This window comes from Nocardioides sp. NPDC087217, from assembly GCF_044744805.1.
Lineage (GTDB): Bacteria > Actinomycetota > Actinomycetes > Propionibacteriales > Nocardioidaceae > Nocardioides.
The window spans coordinates 970,811-987,552 of sequence record NZ_JBIUZB010000001.1 but is presented as its reverse complement, the minus strand read 5'-3'; the positions used below and the strand labels follow the sequence as shown (position 1 = coordinate 987,552).

Genomic DNA, 16,742 nt, shown 5'->3' with positions numbered 1-16,742 from the left:
CAGTGACACCGGGGCTCCCACGTCGCCGGATCAATCTCGGCGCCCGCCGCTATGGACGTGCACATGCAGGTGCTTGGAGTCCTGGTAGGCGCCTAGATTGGTGAGCACGGCCGCGGCGCCATGCTCGACCTCCACGTCTCTGGCCACTGCTTGGACGACACCGAACAGCTCACGTACATCGATCTCATCCTCGTCGCCCACAGTTGTGAGCGACCCGATGTGGCGTTTGGGCACCACCACGACATGGACCGCCCAGAACGGCCGCGTGTGGTGGAACGCCAGCACCCTGGCGCTGTTGTGCACCACCTCGAGACGGTCGGGGTGGGGAATGGCGACGTCACAGTAGAAGTCGTTTCCGTGGTACGAGGCGCCTGCGGTCACGAGCACTCCCACGTCGTCGGCCTAGCCGTCAGCTTCAGGCGCGGGCGTTCCTTGATGGTGCACTAGGCGCCAACCTTCGGGGCGTCGTTGCCACAGAGACGTTCGGTGGACCCGTCGTCCACCCCTGACCGACTGCCACCGATCCATCATCACGTCATCCGTGATCGCGCGCCCTGCGAGTCCGTGCACCTCGATGTCTGGAGCCTTGTCGTTCTCGGCTAGGAGCATCCCGAGAATCGACTGAATATCCCACACTCGTCCCGACGCACCGATCTCCTCGAAGTCTGGCGCCAGAAGTTCGGTGAGCCGCTCTTTGTCCGCGCGAACCGCAGCGGTCTGCAACTCGCGCTCGCGCGCCATCACCTCGGCCAGGTCCGCGTCACTCACGTGCCGCATGGTAATCGAGAGGAACGTGGGAGTCCTGATGTCACCCAGTGACACCGAGACTCCCACGTCACCTCTGAAAACGAGCCGGTCCCGCACCCCAGGCTCGGGTGCGGGACCGGACTCATTCAGCCTTCAGGCTCAGCTGCAACCAGAGGTCGAGCCGCAGCCCTCGCAGACGTAGCAGGAGCCGGCGGGGCGCATCTTGGTGCCGCAGGTGAAGCAGAGCGGGCTGTCGATGGCCATGCCGCTGATCGACTCGAGCAGCTCGGCGGTGGTGTGGGCGGTGGCCTTCGGCGCCTCCTCGACGACCTCGGCCTCAGTCTCCTCCTCGGCCTCGGCCTCGACCGGCTCGGCGACAGGAGCAGCCTTGCGCTCCGGAGCCGGCTTCTGGACCAGCTCGGCGGCGGTGGTGCCGTTGCCGAGCTGCTCGTAGGAGCCGGTCTCGAGGTAGCGCTGACGCTCGTCGGCGGAGTAGATGCCGAGAGCCGAGCGATCCTCGAAGGACATGTAGTCCAGCGCCAGGCGGCGGAAGACGTAGTCCATGAGCGACTGCGCCATGCGTACGTCCGGGTCGTCGGTCAGGCCGGCGGGCTCGAACTTCAGGTTGGTGAACTTGGAGACGTAGGTCTCCAGGGGCACGCCGTACTGGAGACCGACGGAGACCGCGATGGAGAAGGCGTCCATGACACCGGCGAGGGTCGAGCCCTGCTTGCCGAGCTTGAGGAAGACCTCACCGAGCTCGCCGTCGGCGTGGGCACCGGAGGTCATGTAGCCCTCGGCGCCACCGACCGTGAAGGAGGTGGTGCGCGAGACGCGGGACTTCGGCAGGCGCTTGCGGGTCGGCGCGTAGACGATCTTCTCGATGATCTTCTCGACGACCTCGGGCTCGACCTCGGCGGCCGCGGCCTCCGCAGCGGCAGCGGTGGAGAGACCCTGGTCCTTCTTGGCGCCCTCCGACTTGCCGTCGGCCAGCGGCTGGCCGACCTTGCAGTTGTCGCGGTAGATCGCGGTGGCCTTCAGGCCCAGCTTCCACGACTCCATGTAGACCTGCTCGATCTCCTCGACCGTGGCGGTCTCGGGCAGGTTGACGGTCTTGGAGATCGCACCGGAGAGGAACGGCTGGGTCGCCGCCATCATGCGTACGTGGCCCATCGGCTGCAGCGCACGCTTGCCCATCGCGGTGTCGAAGACCTCGTAGTGCTCCTGGCGCAGGCCGGGGGCGTCGATGACGTGGCCGTGCTCGGCGATGTAGGCGACGATCGCCTCGATCTGCTCGGGCTGGTAGCCCATCTTCTTCAGCGCGCGCGGGATCACCTGGTTGACGATCTGCATGGAGCCGCCGCCGACGAGCTTCTTGAACTTGACCAGCGAGAAGTCGGGCTCGATGCCGGTGGTGTCGCAGTCCATCATGAAGCCGATGGTGCCGGTCGGGGCGAGCAGCGAGGCCTGCGCGTTGCGGAAGCCGTTGACCTTGCCGATCTCGACGACGTCGTTCCACACGCGGGTCGCCGCGTCGATGATGTTGCGGTCGACCGGGTTGATCGAGCGGACCGCGTCGTTGGCGGCCTGGTGCTTGCGCATGACCCGCTGGTGGGCCTCGGCGTTGCGGGCGTAACCGGCGTACGGCCCGACGACACCGGCCAGCTCGGCCGAGCGCTTGTAGCCGGCACCGGTCATCAGCGAGGTGATGGCGGCGGCCATGGTGCGGCCACCCTCGGAGTCGTAGCCGAGGCCCATCGCCATCAGCAGGGCGCCGAGGTTGGCGTAGCCGATACCGAGCTGGCGGTAGTCGCGGGTGGTCTCACCGATCGCCTCGGTCGGGAAGTCGGCGAAGCAGATGGAGATGTCCATCGCGGTGAAGACGACCTCACAGGCCTGCTGGAAGCGGACCGCGTCGAAGGTGTCGTCCTCCTTGAGGAACTTCAGCAGGTTCAGCGACGCCAGGTTGCAGGAGGAGTTGTCCAGCGACATGTACTCCGAGCACGGGTTGGAGCCGGTGATCCGGCCCGTCTCCGGGTTGGTGTGCCAGTCGTTGATGGTGTCGTCGTACTGCAGACCCGGGTCGGCACACTCCCACGCAGCGATCGAGATCTTGCGGAACAGCTCGCGGGCGTCGATCTCCTCGATGACCTCGCCGGTCGTACGCGCCCGGAGGCCGAACTTCTTGCCCTCCTCGACAGCGCGCATGAACTCGTCGGAGACGCGCACGGAGTTGTTGGCGTTCTGGTACTGCACGGACGAGATGTCCTTGCCGCCCAGGTCCATGTCGAAGCCGGCGTCGCGCAGCGCGCGGATCTTGTCCTCCTCGCGCGCCTTGGTCTCGACGAACTCCTCGATGTCGGGGTGGTCGACGTCGAGCACGACCATCTTCGCCGCGCGGCGGGTGGCGCCACCGGACTTGATGGTGCCCGCGGACGCGTCGGCGCCGCGCATGAAGGAGACCGGGCCGGAGGCGGTGCCGCCGGAGGACTTCAGCAGCTCCTTGGAGGAGCGGATGCGGGAGAGGTTGAGACCGGCACCGGAGCCGCCCTTGAAGATCAGGCCCTCCTCCTTGTACCAGTTCAGGATCGAGTCCATGGAGTCGTCGACCGAGAGGATGAAGCAGGCCGAGACCTGCTGGGGGGACTCGGTGCCGACGTTGAACCAGACCGGCGAGTTGAAGGCGAAGTGCTGGTTGACCAGCAGCCAGGTGAGCTCGCGACCGAAGAGGTCGGCGTCGTCGTCGGAGGCGAAGTAGCCGTTCTCCTTGCCGGAGGCGACGTAGGTGTTCACGACCCGGTCGATCAGCTGCTTCAGGCTCTGCTCACGCTTCTCGGTGCCGAGCGCGCCGCGGAAGTACTTGGTCGTCACGATCGTCGAGGCGTTGATCGACCAGAAGTCGGGGAACTCCACTCCGGTCTGCTCGAAGACGGTCTCGCCGGTCTTCCAGTTCTTCTGGACGACGTCGCGCCGCTCCCAGGTGATCTCGTCGTAGGGGTGGACGCCCTCGGTGCTGAAGATCCGCTCGATCTTCAGCCCGGCGCCTGCCTTCGCCGATGCCTGTGCCTCTGCTGCCGTGTCTGTCATTTCGTTCCCCCTGTTGTCATCGATCGCTGTGCCGTACTGCTGGTCGGTGCTGATGGTGGAGTCCTTGCTCTGTTCTATCTGTTTCCGCTGGCTGTGCCGTTGAATGGCCCGAGCAGGTCGCTTCCCCACGGCCTGCCCGGGCCGGTCTGTGTGTCCCGTGGGACCTAGTCGGAGCCCACCGGGGCCTCGACCGGATGTTCTGCCTCGAAGTCCTGGACTTCCCGTTCCGTACGCAGCATCTGGATCTCACGCTCGAAGTCCTCCACCGAGCCGAAGGCCCGGTAGACGCTCGCGAAGCGCAGGTAGGCCACCTCGTCGAGCTCCCGCAGCGGCGCGAGGATCGCCAGCCCCACCTCGTTGCTGGGAACCTCGGCCAGCCCCTGGCTGCGCAGCGCCTGCTCGACCTCCTGGCCGAGGCAGGCGAGCTGGTCCTCGGTGACCGGCCGACCCTTGCAAGCCTTGCGTACGCCGTGCACCGCCTTGTCGCGACTGAACGGCTCCGCTGCGCCGGAGCGCTTGGCCACCATCAGCTGCATCTGCTCGACGGTCGTGAACCGCTTCCCACATTCCTGGCAGACCCGGCGGCGCCTGATCTGGCCACCGTCCTCGGCCACGCGGGAGTCGAGCACCTTGGTGTCGCTGTGTCGGCAGAACGGACAGTGCACGGTCGAGCCCCTCTCGTGAGACCTGTGGATCCAGGCCGTCTCATTGGCGGCCCGAGCCTGTGGAACCTGTGGATATGAGCGTGAGTCCCTGTGGAACAACACCCCCATCGCTGTGGGCCATCCGCCTGTTCATGTGAACTAGATGTGGATAACTACAGCGGTGTAACTACTAGATGTAGTGGTAACCGTACGCCCGCCCCCACGACGATGCAAGCGAGCGCCGTGTTTACCCGCGTGTCCGGCGTGTCGCCGGTCAAACACCGAAAGATTCCGGTTCAGCGGCGACGGACTGGCCTGGATGAGTAAGAATGACCCCCGTGACAAACATCTCCGGAGGAAATCGCGTCGGGTCGCGGAGAGGCACGCGCCCCAGAAGCGGTCCCCGGCCACCTTTCATCTTGCCTGCGATCGCGACACTGGCCTTCCTCGTCATCTGGGGAGTGCTCGTGTGGGTCGCCGTCGGTTTCGGGGCCGACGCACGGGGAGGCGATTCCGGCGCCTGGGCGAAGCTCGCCATCGCGGCGGTCGTTGCAGTCGCCTGCCTCTTCCTGACCTTCACCTTCGCCGGGAAGGCCTGGCGGGCCTTCTCCGGCTCCCCCACCACGCCACCCACCGACGACTACACCGGAAGCCACTCCAACGCCTACGTCGAGGAGCAGGACTACTCGGCCCCGGCCTACTCCGACCAGGCCTACCCTGAGCAGGCCTACCCGGAGCAGGACTACTACGGCACCGGCTCCTACGGCTACGACGACACCGGTTCGTACGGCCGGCACAGCTCCGACACCGGGAGCCAGCCGCCCTACGGCGACACCAGCAACCGCTCGGCCTATACCGACACCGGCTCCCAGTCGCCCTACGGCTACCCCAGCAGCGACCAGGCCTACGGCAACACCGGCAGCCGGGCCGCCTACGGTGCGCCGTCCTACCAACCGCCGACCAGCCCGCCGCCCGCCCCACAGCCCTACTACTCCAGCCCGCCGACACCGACGTCGACACCACAGAGCACTCCGGGGTACAGCTCGCAGGGATACGGCACGGACAGCTACCCCACCCAGCAGGCCAGCTCCCCGCAGTATCAGTCCGGCGCCTACCAGACCCCGACCGGCTACGGCCAGACCGGCTCGCGGGCTCGACTGACCCAGGACCCCGCCGCGACCCAGGCGATGCCCACCCAGCGCCAGCCCCAGGAACCGACGGTCGAGCCGGACGACGAGTGGCCGCCGCGACACAGCACACGCAACAAGCAGTGGCCGCCGGCCGAGCCGGACAGCCCCTACCGCGGGCGCCACTGACCCGACACAGCGAGAGTGCTGCAGACGCTTCCCATCGTCTGCAGCACTCTCACTTTCCCCGGTAGCCGGCTGCCAGGGTCGAAGGAGCAGCCGGACATCTATAGCGGCGCCCTACGGCGCGGTCGGAACGATCAGCGTCTGTCCGGACACGAGCATCGAGGACTCGAGACCGTTGAGCTCCTTGATCCTCTGCTCCATCTCCCGAATCGAGGAGTCGGTGCCGGCGATGGCCTTCGAGGAGATGTCCCAGAGCGTGTCGCCATCGCCGACGACCATCGTGTGGGCGGAGGTGGAGGGGCTTTTGTCCGCACCGTTCTCCACCGCGAACGCCACCCGTGCCCCGATCAGCGCGATCCCGAAGAGCACGACGAGCGCGAATGCGAACACGACGACTCGGCCGCGACGCGTGAGCCGCACGGTCGAGCGACGCACCTCCGGCGCCGGACGCGGCGGCTCGGCTACGGGCAGCACATAGACTGTTGCACTCATCTCACGGCCTCCTGATCACAAGTCTCTCGATCACGTGTTCGATCGAGCACATGTTCGAAGGTAGATCACGTGTTCGAACAACGCAAGTAGCGACCCCAAGAATTTTCGAACGCCGACACGCGCCGCCCACGAGGTCGAACAAATGTTTGATGTCGTGGTGCCAGAGGGACTAATGTGATGACATGACCACGCAGAAGACAGGCACCGGATCAGGCGGTTCGAAGAAGAGCCGCGTCCGCGAGCTGCCCGACGGGCCGCCGGACGCGACCGGGCTCACGCCGCGTCAGCAGCGCATCCTCGCTCACCTGCGCGACAGCATCGAGCAGCGCGGCTACCCGCCCAGCATGCGCGAGATCGGGGCCGCGGTCGGGCTGACCAGCACCAGCAGCGTCGCCCACCAGCTCCGTGCGCTGGAGCAGCGTGGTCTGATCCGCAAGGACCCGAAGCGACCGCGCGCTCTGGAGGTCTTCCTCCCGGAGGTGATGGCCCACCGCAAGGCCATGTCCGGCGAGGAGCCCGAGTCGACGATCACCGCCGAGGCCGACATCAACCCCAACCCCGACGCCGCCATGGTCCCCCTGGTCGGGCGGATCGCGGCCGGTGGCCCGATCCTGGCCGAGGAGACCTCGAGCCAGCAGAGCATCGAGGACGTCTTCCCGCTGCCCAAGCAGCTGGTCGGCAACGGCGACCTCTTCCTGCTCTCGGTCTCCGGTGACTCGATGGTCGACGCGGCGATCTGCGACGGCGACTTCGTGGTCGTGCGCCAGCAGCCGACCGCCGAGAACGGCGAGATCGTGGCCGCGCTGATCGACGGCGAGGCCACGGTCAAGACGCTCTCCCGCAAGGACGGCAAGGTCTGGCTGCTGCCGCACAACGCTGCGTACGAGCCGATCGACGGCACCCACGCGACCATCCTCGGCAAGGTGACGGCGGTTCTGCGAAGCCTCTGAGCCCTCCCGGAACCAGTCCGGGAACACTGCGTGAAATCCAGCCGCCGGCCCATGACAGGGCCGGCGGCTGCGTCGTTCCATACAGCGTGACCCAGACGCAGATCGACCGCCGTACCCTCATCGCCGCCGGGCTGGCGACCGCCGCAGGGGCCGGAGCCATCGCTCTTCCCGAGCCCGCCGAGGCAGCGAGCGGCGCGCTCACCCACTTCCAGCACGGTGTCGCCTCCGGTGACCCACTCCCGGACCGCGTGGTCATCTGGACCCGGGTCACGCCGACCGTGGACGCGACTCCGGGGTCCGGACAGGGTGAGGAGGTCCTGGTCCGCTGGGAGGTCTCACCCACCGCCGACTTCGGCCGCGTCACCGCGAAGGGATCCCAGCAGACGGGCCCCGACCGCGACCACACCGTGAAGCTCGACGTCTCCGGCCTGGCCCCGGAGAGCTGGTACTTCTACCGCTTCACCTACAACGGCCAGACCAGCCGGGTCGGCCGCACCCGCACCGCTCCGGCCGCGGACGCAACCCCGGAGAACGTACGTTTCGGGGTGGTCTCCTGCTCCAACCTGCAGGCCGGCTGGTTCGCGTCCTACCGCCACCTGGCCGCCCGCGACGACCTGCACGCGATCCTCCACCTGGGCGACTACCTCTACGAGTACGCGCCCGGCGAGTACGGCTACGGCATGGCCAACGAGAACGTCCGGCCGCACGAGCCTGCCCACGAGATGCACACGCTGGCCGACTACCGGATCCGGCACGCGCAGTACAAGCGCGACGCCGACCTCTCCGCCGCCCACGCCCGGCTGCCCTGGATCGTCACCTGGGACGACCACGAGTCGGCCAACGACGCCTGGCTGCTGGGCGCCGAGAACAACGAGCCCGGCGAGTACGACTGGATCGACCGCAAGACCAACGCCAACCAGGCCTATGACGAGTGGATGCCGCTGCGCGTCGACGGCACAGCCACGGTGGAGACCGACAGCCACCTCCACGACCGCATCTACCGGCGGCTGCGTTTCGGCAACCTGCTCGAGCTGAGCATGCTCGACCTGCGCTCCTACCGCTCCCAGCAGGTCGCCCGCACCGACCTCTCCGGCGTCGACGACCCTGACCGCACGATCACCGGTGACGAGCAGCTTGCCTGGCTCAAGGACGGCCTGCTCACCGATGCTCAGTGGAAGATCGTCGGCAACCCGGTGATGATCGCGCCGGTCACCTTCGGCGCGCTCCCCAAGAGCCTCATCAGCCCGGTCAACGACGTCACCGGCCTGCTGCCCGACAACGGCATCGCCTACAACGTGGACCAGTGGGACGGCTACACCGCCGACCGCACCGAGCTCTTCGAGCACATCCGCAACCACGCGATCACCGACACCGTCTTCGTCACCGGCGACATCCACTCGGCGTGGGCCTGCGACCTGCCGTACGACTCCGCCGTCTACCCGCTCGGCAAGACCGCCGGGGTCGAGTTCGTGGCCACCTCGGTGACCTCGAACAACCTCAAGGACATCCTCGGTGCGCCGCGCCGCACGGTCAGCCTCACGGTCGAGAACATCATCAGGACCGCCAACCGCCACGTCCGCTACCTCAACTTCGACGACCACGGCTACTCCGTCCTCGACGTGACCCGCAACCGGGCTCAGATGGACTGGTACGTCATCGGCGAGCGCAAGGACTCCACCACCACCGCCACCTGGACCAGGTCGTACGCCACCGCAACCGGAAGGAACAGGCTCCATCACGTCACGGAGCCCGTCTAGGCCGTGTCCCCCGGACACAGCGGCGCTCTGCGCTTAGACTGCCCAGGTCTGCCTTCCCGAACGTCTGGTATCTCATGCGAAACATTGCCCGCCGGATCAACCGCAAACAACGATCCCTCGTCCTGATCGCAGGCATGGTCGCCGCGACATTCGTCGCCACCATGCCCGCAACCGGTTCGACGCCGGCGACCTCGGTGAGGACCGGCGGTGACACCAGCGCCGCGCAGCCGGTGACGGAGAAGGCGGCCCGGGAGGCGCTCGCCGCGGCCAAGAAGGTCAAGCGCAACCAGTCGGTGCGCGGCGCTCGCCAGGTCGTGCCCGGTCGGCACGTCGCGGGCCGGCCCGACGCAACCATCGCGCTGACCGACCTGTGGAACGCCAAGGACGCCCTGGACGGCTCCAACAAGGCGGCCGCGCGTGAGCTGCTCGCCCGCCCGCGCACCGCCACCCAGACCTGCAGCGACGCGGTCTGCGTCCACTACACGCCGGGCAAGGGCGGCGACCGCGCCTCGTCGACGTACGCGAACCAGGTCCGTGACGTGGTCACGAAGGTCCACAACCTCTACGTGCAGGCGGGCTACCGCAAGCCCGCGGCCGACAAGTCGGTCACCCCGGGCAAGGTCGACATCTACCTGGAGAACCTCTACGACGAGGGCTACTACGGCTACTGCGCGCCTGAGACCAAGGTCTCCAAGACGGCCGCGACGGCCTACTGCGTCATGGACAACGACTACGCCACCAGCGAGTACGGCACGGTCAACACACCCACCGAGAACCTCCGGGTGACCGCCGCCCACGAATACTTCCACGCGGTCCAGTTCGCCTACGACGCCGGCGAGGACCGCTGGATGATGGAGTCGACCGCGACCTGGGTCGAGGACGAGGTCTACGACAGCATCAACGACAACCGGCAGTACCTGGGCTACGGCCAGCTCGAGGACCAGCGCAAGCCGCTGGACAACTCCTACGCCTCCAACCTCGGCATCTACGGCAACTGGATCTTCTTCCGCTACCTGTCCGAGCGCTTCGCCAAGGAGCGCGGGACCCTGCCGGAGGTCGTCCTCTCGATCTGGAACCGAGCGCCCTCGACCTACTCGACCACCGCCATCCGACAGGCGCTTGCCGCTCGTGGCACCACGCTTAAGCAGCAGTACATCCGCTTCGCCGCCGCGAACCTGGCCCCCTCGAAGACCTACAGCGAAGGCCGGGCCTACTACCCGCCGGTCTACGACGGCCGCACTGCGCTGCCCGCCAAGCGCCAGACCGTCGACGGCCAGTTCACCCTCAAGCACCTGACCTACGCCTCCCAGCGCCTCGTCCCGAAGAACGTCGGCAAGGGCTGGAAGCTGCGGGTCAAGGTCGACGTGGCCCGGCCCAACGCCAACGGCGCCGTGGTCAGCATCTTCCGCACCGACGGCACCCGCGGCGTCTACTACCTCAAGCCCAACAGCAAGGGCATCGCCACCAAGACCATCGAGGGCTTCTCCTCGAAGCGGATCCGCAAGGTCGAGGTCACCTTCGCCAACGCGAGCAGCAACTTCAACTGCGGCCAGGGCACCGCGTTCTCGTGCCACGGCATCGCGACCCCCGACAAGGCCACCCACCGCTGGTGGGCGAAGACGTACCGCTGACCCTCAGATCACGCCGAGTCGGCTCGTTAGAACGAGCCGACTCGGCGTGATTTTCGGTCAGGACGAGGCCATCTCCGACAGTCGCTTGAGGGCCTTCCGTACGACATCCGGGTCGGTTGTGGCCCACATCGGCGGCAGGCTGGCCTTGAGGAATCCGCCGTAGCGGGCGGTGGCCAGGCGGGCGTCCAGGACGGCCACCACGCCACGGTCGGTGGTGGTGCGGATCAGCCGGCCGGCGCCCTGGGCGAGCAGCAGCGCCGCATGGGTGGCGGCGACCTGCATGAACCCGTTGCCGCCGGCCTTGTCCGCCGCCTGCTGCCGGGCTGACATCAGCGGGTCGTCGGGCCGCGGGAACGGGATCCGGTCGATGATCACGAGCTGGCAGGTGTCGCCGGGGACGTCGAGGCCCTGCCACAGCGACAGCGTGCCGAAGAGCACCGTGTGCGGGTCGGCGACGAACTGCGCGGCGAGCTCGGGCAGCTGCGCGTCGCCCTGGGCCAGCGTGGTCAGGTGAGGCAGCTTCTGGCGCACGACCTCGGCGGCGGCCTCGGCGGCTCGCCGGGAGGAGAAGAGCCCGAGCGTACGCCCGTCGGCCGCGTCGACCAGGTCGACGATCTCGTCCAGGGTCTTGGCGCCCATGCCGTCGCGTCCGGGCGGAGGCAGGTGGCGGGCGACGTAGAGGATCCCCTGCTTGCCGTAGTCGAACGGGCTGCCAACATCGAGCCCGATCCACGGCAGCACGTCATCGGTACGCTGCGCCCCGGCGCCCACCGCTGTGCGCTCCTCCGCCTTGAGCCCGAGGGATCCGGCCACGGGGCCGAAGTCGCCGCCGAGCTTGAGGGTCGCCGAGGCGAAGACGACGGTCTTCTCGGTGAGTAGCTTCTCGCGCATCTGCGCCCAGACCTGCAGCGGCGCGACGCAGAGGCGCGGCGGGATCCGGTCTCCGCCCTCGTTGAGCCAGATCACGTCGTGCTCGGAGGCGGCGGCCATCCGCTCAGCGGTGGTGAAGACCTCCTGCAGGCCGCCCTTGGCCTGCTGGAAGCCGGGGTCGGCGCCTTCGGAGTCCTTCGGCTTCGGGAGCGCGGAGAGCGCTGACCGAGCGGCGTCGCGCACCAGCACGAGCGCGTCCGAGACGACCTCGGGCAGCGTGATCAGCCGCCCGGGCGAGGTCTCGTTGATCGCCGCCCGCAACGCGTCGGAGGCGTCGGCGAGGTCGTCGGCCTCGGAGCCCTCGATGTGCTTCTGGGCCCGTCGGGCGGCCCGCTCCACCTCGGCCGCGGTCAGCTCGTCGGTCGCCGCCTGGGTCACCCGGGCGACGAGCTCGTGGGCCTCGTCGATCACCACTGCGTCGTACTCCGGGATCATCGGCACGCCCTCGATCGCGTCGATCGCGAGCAGGGAGTGGTTGGTGACGATCAGGTGGCTCTTCTGAGCCTTGTCGCGGGCGACCTCGGCGAAGCACTCCTCGCCGAAGGGGCACTTGGCGGCGCCGAGGCAGTCGCGGTGGTTGACGGAGACCTGACGCCACTCGCGGTCGGTGTGGCGGGGCGCGGAGTCGCGCTCGCCGCTGCCGCCCTTCTCCGCCTCCTTCTCGGCCCACCTGCGCAGCTCGAGGACCTTCTCGGCCATCGGGCCCAGCGGGACGTCGACCAGGGTGCCCTGGTCGTCGGGGGCGCCCTCGCGCACCCGGTGGAGGCAGGCGTAGTTGGAGCGGCCCTTGAGTACGGCGTAGGACGCGTCGACGCCGGGGCGCGAGCCGATCGCCTTGACCAGGCGCGGCAGGTCACGCTCGACGAGCTGGTGCTGCAGCGCCAGGGTCGCGGTGGCGACCACGACCCGGCTGTCGTGGAGCAGCGACGGGACCAGGTAGGCCAGCGACTTCCCGGTGCCGGTGCCGGCCTCGACCAGCAGGTGCTCCTCGTCGGCCAGAGCCTGCGCGACCGCGTCGGCCATCAGCACCTGACCCTCGCGGGTGGCCCCGCCGAGGGTCGCGACCGCATCCGCCAGGGCTTCACGTACGGGCGTCTGGGAGGCGGTCTCGGTTACGGTCACCCGGGCAACTTTAGCCGTGGGCGGGGACAGTCTCCGATCGGCTCTCCGCGATCCGGCGGGCGACGATCTCCCCGAACTGCATGTGGCCCGCCACGGTCAGGTGGGTGTTGTCCTCGAGCATCGGCAGCTCGAGGTCGAAGACGTTGATGTACGTCACGCCGTACTCCGCCGAGACCCGCCGCATCATCTTGTTGACGCCCCGGATGGCCTTGGCGCGGGAGTTCACCTTGGGCGCGCTGAGCACGATCACCTCGTGGCCCTTCAGCTCGTCCAGGGTGGCCCGGAAGCCCTTCTCGACGTCGTCGAGATCGCTCTTGGAGTCGTTGATGCCGCCCTCGAGCACGACCAGGTCGGCCCCCTGCGCCACCGCGTCGGGGACCCGCTCGGGGAACGAGATCGGGCCGCACCGCTCCATCAGCTCGTGCGAGTAGCCGGTGCCGCCGAAGCCGGAGACCCGCACCTCCCCGTCGAGATAGCGCGGCCAGGACAGGCCGGGGTCGTCCAGCCCGAAGCCGGAGGCCCAGGAGTCACCGATCACCACGACCTTCTCGCCGGCTCCGGTCACCACAGAGGCGCGGGTCACCGACTCGGCGGCCAGACGAGTGCACAGGTCCTGGGTCACCTCGGACTCGTGGCTCGCCTTCTGCCCTGGGAGCGCGCCCTCGTCCTGGCTGCCGCAGCCCGCCAGCGTGGCCACCAGGACAGCACCAGCCAGCGCGCTCACGATCGTGGCGCGCGCCGCGTGGCGTACCTCTGTCCGCATCCCTGACCTCTCCGACGACTGATCGTCCCAAGTGTGAGGGACCAGCCTGTCATCGCCAATGTCGCAACGCCGGATCAGCGTCGAAGATCAGCGCCCAAGATCAGCTTCCAAGATCATGCAGAGTAAGCAGCCAGCTCCCCGGCCAGGTCCGCGTTGGCGCGGCCCTTGACGATGGTGCCTTCGGCAGTGTGCTCGAGGTGGTCGATCTCGCCGTGCTGGTGGATCCGGTTGACCAGGTCGCCCCGCTCGTAGGGAACCAGCGCGGAGAACTCGACGCCCGGTCGCGGCAGGTCGGTCTCGACGGCCTTGATGGCCGCGTCGATGCCCTCTCCGGTCTTGGCCGAGACTGCGACCGAGTGGGGCTCGGCGCGCAGCAGCCTGGCGATCACCAGCGGGTCGGAGATGTCGGCCTTGTTGATCACGACCAGCTCCGGCACCTCGCTGGCACCGATTTCGGCGAAGACCTCACGCACCGCCGCCAGCTGACCCTCGGGATCAGGGTGAGAACCGTCGACGACGTGCACGACCAGGTCGGCGTCGGCGACCTCCTCCAGCGTCGAGCGGAAGGCCTCGACGAGCTGGTGGGGCAGGTGGCGCACGAACCCAACGGTGTCGGACATCGTGTAGACCCGCCCGTCCTCGGTGGTGGTGCGGCGGGTGGTCGGGTCCAGGGTCGCGAAGAGGGCGTCCTCGACGAGCACGCCGGCACCGGTGAGGCGGTTGAGCAGCGACGACTTGCCGGCGTTGGTGTAGCCGGCGATCGCGACCGCCGGGATGTGGTGGCGCTTGCGGTCGGCACGCTTGGTGTCTCGGGTGCCCTTCATCGCCTTCAGCTCACGGTTGAGCTTGGCGATCTTGGTGTTGATCCGGCGGCGGTCGGTCTCGATCTTGGTCTCACCGGGACCACGGCCACCGATACCGGCACCACCGGCGACACGGCCACCGGCCTGGCGGGACAGGTTGCCACCCCAACCACGAAGCCGCTGCTTCATGTAGTTGAGCTGGGCGAGCTCCACCTGCGCCTGGCCCTCGCGCGACTTGGCGTGCTGAGCGAAGATGTCGAGGATCAGCGCGGTCCGGTCGACGACCTTGACCCCGGTGCGGTCCTCGAGGTTCCTGAGCTGGCTCGGCGCCAGCTCGCCGTCGGCGATCACGGTGTCGGCGCCGGTCGCGGCGACGATCTCCTTGAGCGCCTCGACCTTGCCGCGTCCGATGTACGTCGCGGGGTCCGGCGCCTGGCGGCGCTGGTAGATCGCCTCGAGCACCTCCGAGCCGGCCGTCTCGGCGAGGAGCGCGAGCTCGGCCAGGGAGTTCTCGGCGTCGGTCTGGGTGCCGCCGGCCCACACGCCCACGAGCACCACTCGCTCCAGGCGAAGCTGGCGGTATTCGACCTCGGTGATGTCCTCGAGCTCGGTGCGCAGGCTGGCGACGCGCTTGAGCGCGTGCCGCTCGGCGAGCTCCATCGCACCGACGGTGGGGTCGATGTCCTCGGGATCCTCGTCGGCGTAGCCGGACTCGAACCCGTCCTCGAGCGCGTCCCAGTCCTCGGTGGCCTCGAGCTCGTCAGCGAGTGAAAAATCGTGTGCGTTGTTCGTCATATACCAACAAGGGTACGGCGCCGCACCACCCGGGGGACAATGCTTATCCAAGAGCGCGCCTCAGCGCTGCTCCAGGGCCTCTCGCAGAACGGTTCCGACGTCCTCCGGCCGCTCGGCGACGTACGCCGCCCCGCCGGTCGTTTCGGCGATCGCCTGCAGCGTGCCGAGGTCGGCGTCGGCGGTGATACCGATCCCCAGGATGCGGACCGGCCGCCGTGGGTCGGAGGCAGCCTCGAGCTGGCGTACGAGCTCTGCCACGTCCATCGAGTCGGGGTCGTCGTTGGTGCCGTCGGTGAACAGGAGCACGTCGTTGGAGGCCAGCGGGTCGTAGGAGGCGACCGCGGCCTGGTAGGCCGCCAGGGCGGTGTCGTGCAGGGACGTGCCGCCACCGGTGCGCTCGGTGAGACCGGCGATCTCCTCGGTCAGCTGAGCGCGCTGGTCCTTCGAGGCCAGCTGACGGGTGGGGACGAGCACCTTGTGGTCCGCGCCCAGCGTGCCCTCGGTCTTCTCGGAGAAGGCCCAGAGCCCGAGCGCGGCGCTGCCGGGAAGGAGACCGACGGCCTCCGACGCCGCCTCCTGGGTGAGCTGGAGGCGGGTGGTGGCGCTGTCGGGAGCGGCCGGCCAGGCCATCGAGCCGGAGACGTCCATGACCGCGATCGCCCGGGTCGGCCGAAGCCTCGCGTTCCACTCCGAGGCCGTCTCCGCCACCGCGGCCGAGTCGACGCGGGTGTACGCGCCCACGTTGGGCGCCGGCTTGCCGGCTCCGGTGGTGCGGAACCCGGCCTGGGTCAGCGCGGTGTCGGCGGCACCGCTGTCGAGCACCCTGGCAAAGCTGGTGATCGAGGCGGCGATCGAGTTGCGGCGCGAGGCGTCCGCGGTGATCAGGACCGGGTAGTCGAGGACCACCGTGCCCTCCTTCGGGGCACTGGCCTTCAGCGACGGCGCGTACGTCGACCACTGCTGTTCGCTGGTCGCGGTCACTCCGCTCATGACCGTCTGCAGCTCGGCCAGGCGTCCCGAGTCGGTCGGCCCGGCGCCCTCCACGCCGGAGGCGAGCCGCTCTGCGTACGGCTCCAGCTTGGCCTCGCTCTGGGGCTTCCCCCGGCTCGCGACGGCCGTGCCGAGCGCGCTCATCATCCGCTGTGGGTCGCCCATCAGCAGATCGTCCTCGGCGAATGCCTCGGCGTAGGAGGTGCGGGTGAGCCCGTCGCCGGAGACGAGCACGACCGGCGAGGAGGCCATCGAGGCCCGCAGCGTCACCGGCTCGACGGCCGGGTCGATCCGGTCCAGCCAGACCGAGGAGTCAGGGATCCACACATCGGGGAGATCGCCGTCGAGCGCCAGCGGCTGGAGGACCTGGTCCGCCTTGGTCGCCTCCACCTCGATCTGGCCGCAGCCGGCGTCCTCGAGGATGTTACCCACGACGGTCGCCGCCTCGGGGGCCACCGCGACCGTCATGTCCGGGCCGAGACAGGTCCGGTCGTCGGTCGAGTCCGCGTTGCCGTTGGCGACCAGCGCGGTCGCGATCAGGCACACGGCCAGTACGCCGGCCGCACCGGCGATCACGCCGATCGTCTCCCGCGTCAGTCGTGGCTCGCGCGGGGGCTCGCCCGGTCCCGCCGACCCCGTGGGGTCGTCGGGCTCGATGATCGCGAGAGCCTTCGACGTACTGGTGTCCGCCTTATCGGACATGCGAACTCCTTGCTCC

General features: G+C 68.6%; 13 protein-coding genes. 4 read left to right on the top strand and 9 right to left on the bottom strand.

The genetic code is table 11. The annotated features are described in order from the left end of the window. Positions 1-30: 30 nt before the first annotated feature. The 4 genes from ACIO3S_RS04880 to nrdR form a co-directional block, all read right to left on the bottom strand. Positions 31-381 carry an HIT domain-containing protein gene (locus tag ACIO3S_RS04880; RefSeq protein ID WP_400460141.1) on the bottom strand — a complete coding sequence of 117 codons (351 nt, stop codon included), beginning with the start codon at positions 379-381 and terminating at the stop codon, positions 31-33. Positions 382-402: 21 nt separating this feature from the next. After that, the gene (locus ACIO3S_RS04875; protein WP_400460139.1) at positions 403-768 is read right to left on the bottom strand and encodes a DUF4440 domain-containing protein; all 366 of its coding nucleotides are present in this window, start codon (positions 766-768) and stop codon (positions 403-405) included. Positions 769-906: 138 nt separating this feature from the next. Beyond that, the gene (locus tag ACIO3S_RS04870; RefSeq protein WP_400460137.1) at positions 907-3,834 is read right to left on the bottom strand and encodes a vitamin B12-dependent ribonucleotide reductase; all 2,928 of its coding nucleotides are present in this window, start codon (positions 3,832-3,834) and stop codon (positions 907-909) included. A 164-nt stretch (positions 3,835-3,998) separates the two neighbouring features. Then, positions 3,999-4,499, bottom strand: a complete 501-nt coding sequence (gene nrdR / locus ACIO3S_RS04865) for a transcriptional regulator NrdR (RefSeq protein ID WP_160025421.1) — start codon at positions 4,497-4,499, stop codon at positions 3,999-4,001. Between the two features lie 398 nt (positions 4,500-4,897). Here nrdR and ACIO3S_RS04860 point away from each other — a divergent pair, with 398 nt between their 5' ends. Then, positions 4,898-5,794 (top strand): hypothetical protein, encoded by an 897-nt coding sequence (locus ACIO3S_RS04860; RefSeq protein ID WP_400460134.1) that lies wholly within the window; start codon positions 4,898-4,900, stop codon positions 5,792-5,794. Positions 5,795-5,905: 111 nt separating this feature from the next. Here the strand turns inward: ACIO3S_RS04860 and ACIO3S_RS04855 are convergent, their stop codons facing one another. Then, entirely contained in the window at positions 5,906-6,283 is a 378-nt protein-coding gene (locus ACIO3S_RS04855; RefSeq protein ID WP_400460132.1) for a LysM peptidoglycan-binding domain-containing protein, read from the bottom strand. 182 nt (positions 6,284-6,465) lie between these two features. Between ACIO3S_RS04855 and lexA the strand changes: the two genes are divergently transcribed. From lexA to ACIO3S_RS04840, 3 genes are all read left to right on the top strand, one after another. Further along, on the top strand, positions 6,466-7,233 hold the full coding sequence (lexA, locus tag ACIO3S_RS04850) for a transcriptional repressor LexA (protein WP_160025424.1): 768 nt from the start codon (positions 6,466-6,468) through the stop codon (positions 7,231-7,233). Positions 7,234-7,319: 86 nt separating this feature from the next. After that, positions 7,320-8,990 (top strand): alkaline phosphatase D family protein, encoded by a 1,671-nt coding sequence (locus ACIO3S_RS04845; protein ID WP_400460128.1) that lies wholly within the window; start codon positions 7,320-7,322, stop codon positions 8,988-8,990. Positions 8,991-9,064: 74 nt separating this feature from the next. Further along, positions 9,065-10,621, top strand: a complete 1,557-nt coding sequence (locus ACIO3S_RS04840) for an MXAN_6640 family putative metalloprotease (protein WP_400460125.1) — start codon at positions 9,065-9,067, stop codon at positions 10,619-10,621. A gap of 57 nt (positions 10,622-10,678) precedes the next feature. On the opposite strand, the gene ACIO3S_RS04835 is transcribed toward ACIO3S_RS04840, so the two are convergent. From ACIO3S_RS04835 to ACIO3S_RS04820, 4 genes are all read right to left on the bottom strand, one after another. Next, positions 10,679-12,673 (bottom strand): ATP-dependent DNA helicase, encoded by a 1,995-nt coding sequence (locus ACIO3S_RS04835; RefSeq protein WP_400460122.1) that lies wholly within the window; start codon positions 12,671-12,673, stop codon positions 10,679-10,681. Positions 12,674-12,683: 10 nt separating this feature from the next. Further along, entirely contained in the window at positions 12,684-13,436 is a 753-nt protein-coding gene (locus ACIO3S_RS04830) for an SGNH/GDSL hydrolase family protein (RefSeq protein WP_160025428.1), read from the bottom strand. Positions 13,437-13,549: 113 nt separating this feature from the next. Further along, positions 13,550-15,034, bottom strand: a complete 1,485-nt coding sequence (hflX, locus tag ACIO3S_RS04825; RefSeq protein WP_400460118.1) for a GTPase HflX — start codon at positions 15,032-15,034, stop codon at positions 13,550-13,552. 60 nt (positions 15,035-15,094) lie between these two features. Then, positions 15,095-16,726, bottom strand: a complete 1,632-nt coding sequence (locus ACIO3S_RS04820) for a VWA domain-containing protein (RefSeq protein WP_400460115.1) — start codon at positions 16,724-16,726, stop codon at positions 15,095-15,097. Positions 16,727-16,742: the final 16 nt, after the last annotated feature.

What these genes read in the sequence shown, in the direction of transcription:
- ACIO3S_RS04870 (WP_400460137.1), bottom strand. Translation starts at nt 3,834, where the DNA reads ATGACAGACACGGCAGCAGAGGCACAGGCATCGGCGAAGGCAGGCGCC.
- ACIO3S_RS04855 (WP_400460132.1), bottom strand. Translation starts at nt 6,283, where the DNA reads ATGAGTGCAACAGTCTATGTGCTGCCCGTAGCCGAGCCGCCGCGTCCG.
- lexA (WP_160025424.1), top strand. Translation starts at nt 6,466, where the DNA reads ATGACCACGCAGAAGACAGGCACCGGATCAGGCGGTTCGAAGAAGAGC.
- ACIO3S_RS04840 (WP_400460125.1), top strand. Translation starts at nt 9,065, where the DNA reads ATGCGAAACATTGCCCGCCGGATCAACCGCAAACAACGATCCCTCGTC.
- ACIO3S_RS04830 (WP_160025428.1), bottom strand. Translation starts at nt 13,436, where the DNA reads ATGCGGACAGAGGTACGCCACGCGGCGCGCGCCACGATCGTGAGCGCG.
- hflX (WP_400460118.1), bottom strand. Translation starts at nt 15,034, where the DNA reads ATGACGAACAACGCACACGATTTTTCACTCGCTGACGAGCTCGAGGCC.
- ACIO3S_RS04820 (WP_400460115.1), bottom strand. Translation starts at nt 16,726, where the DNA reads ATGTCCGATAAGGCGGACACCAGTACGTCGAAGGCTCTCGCGATCATC.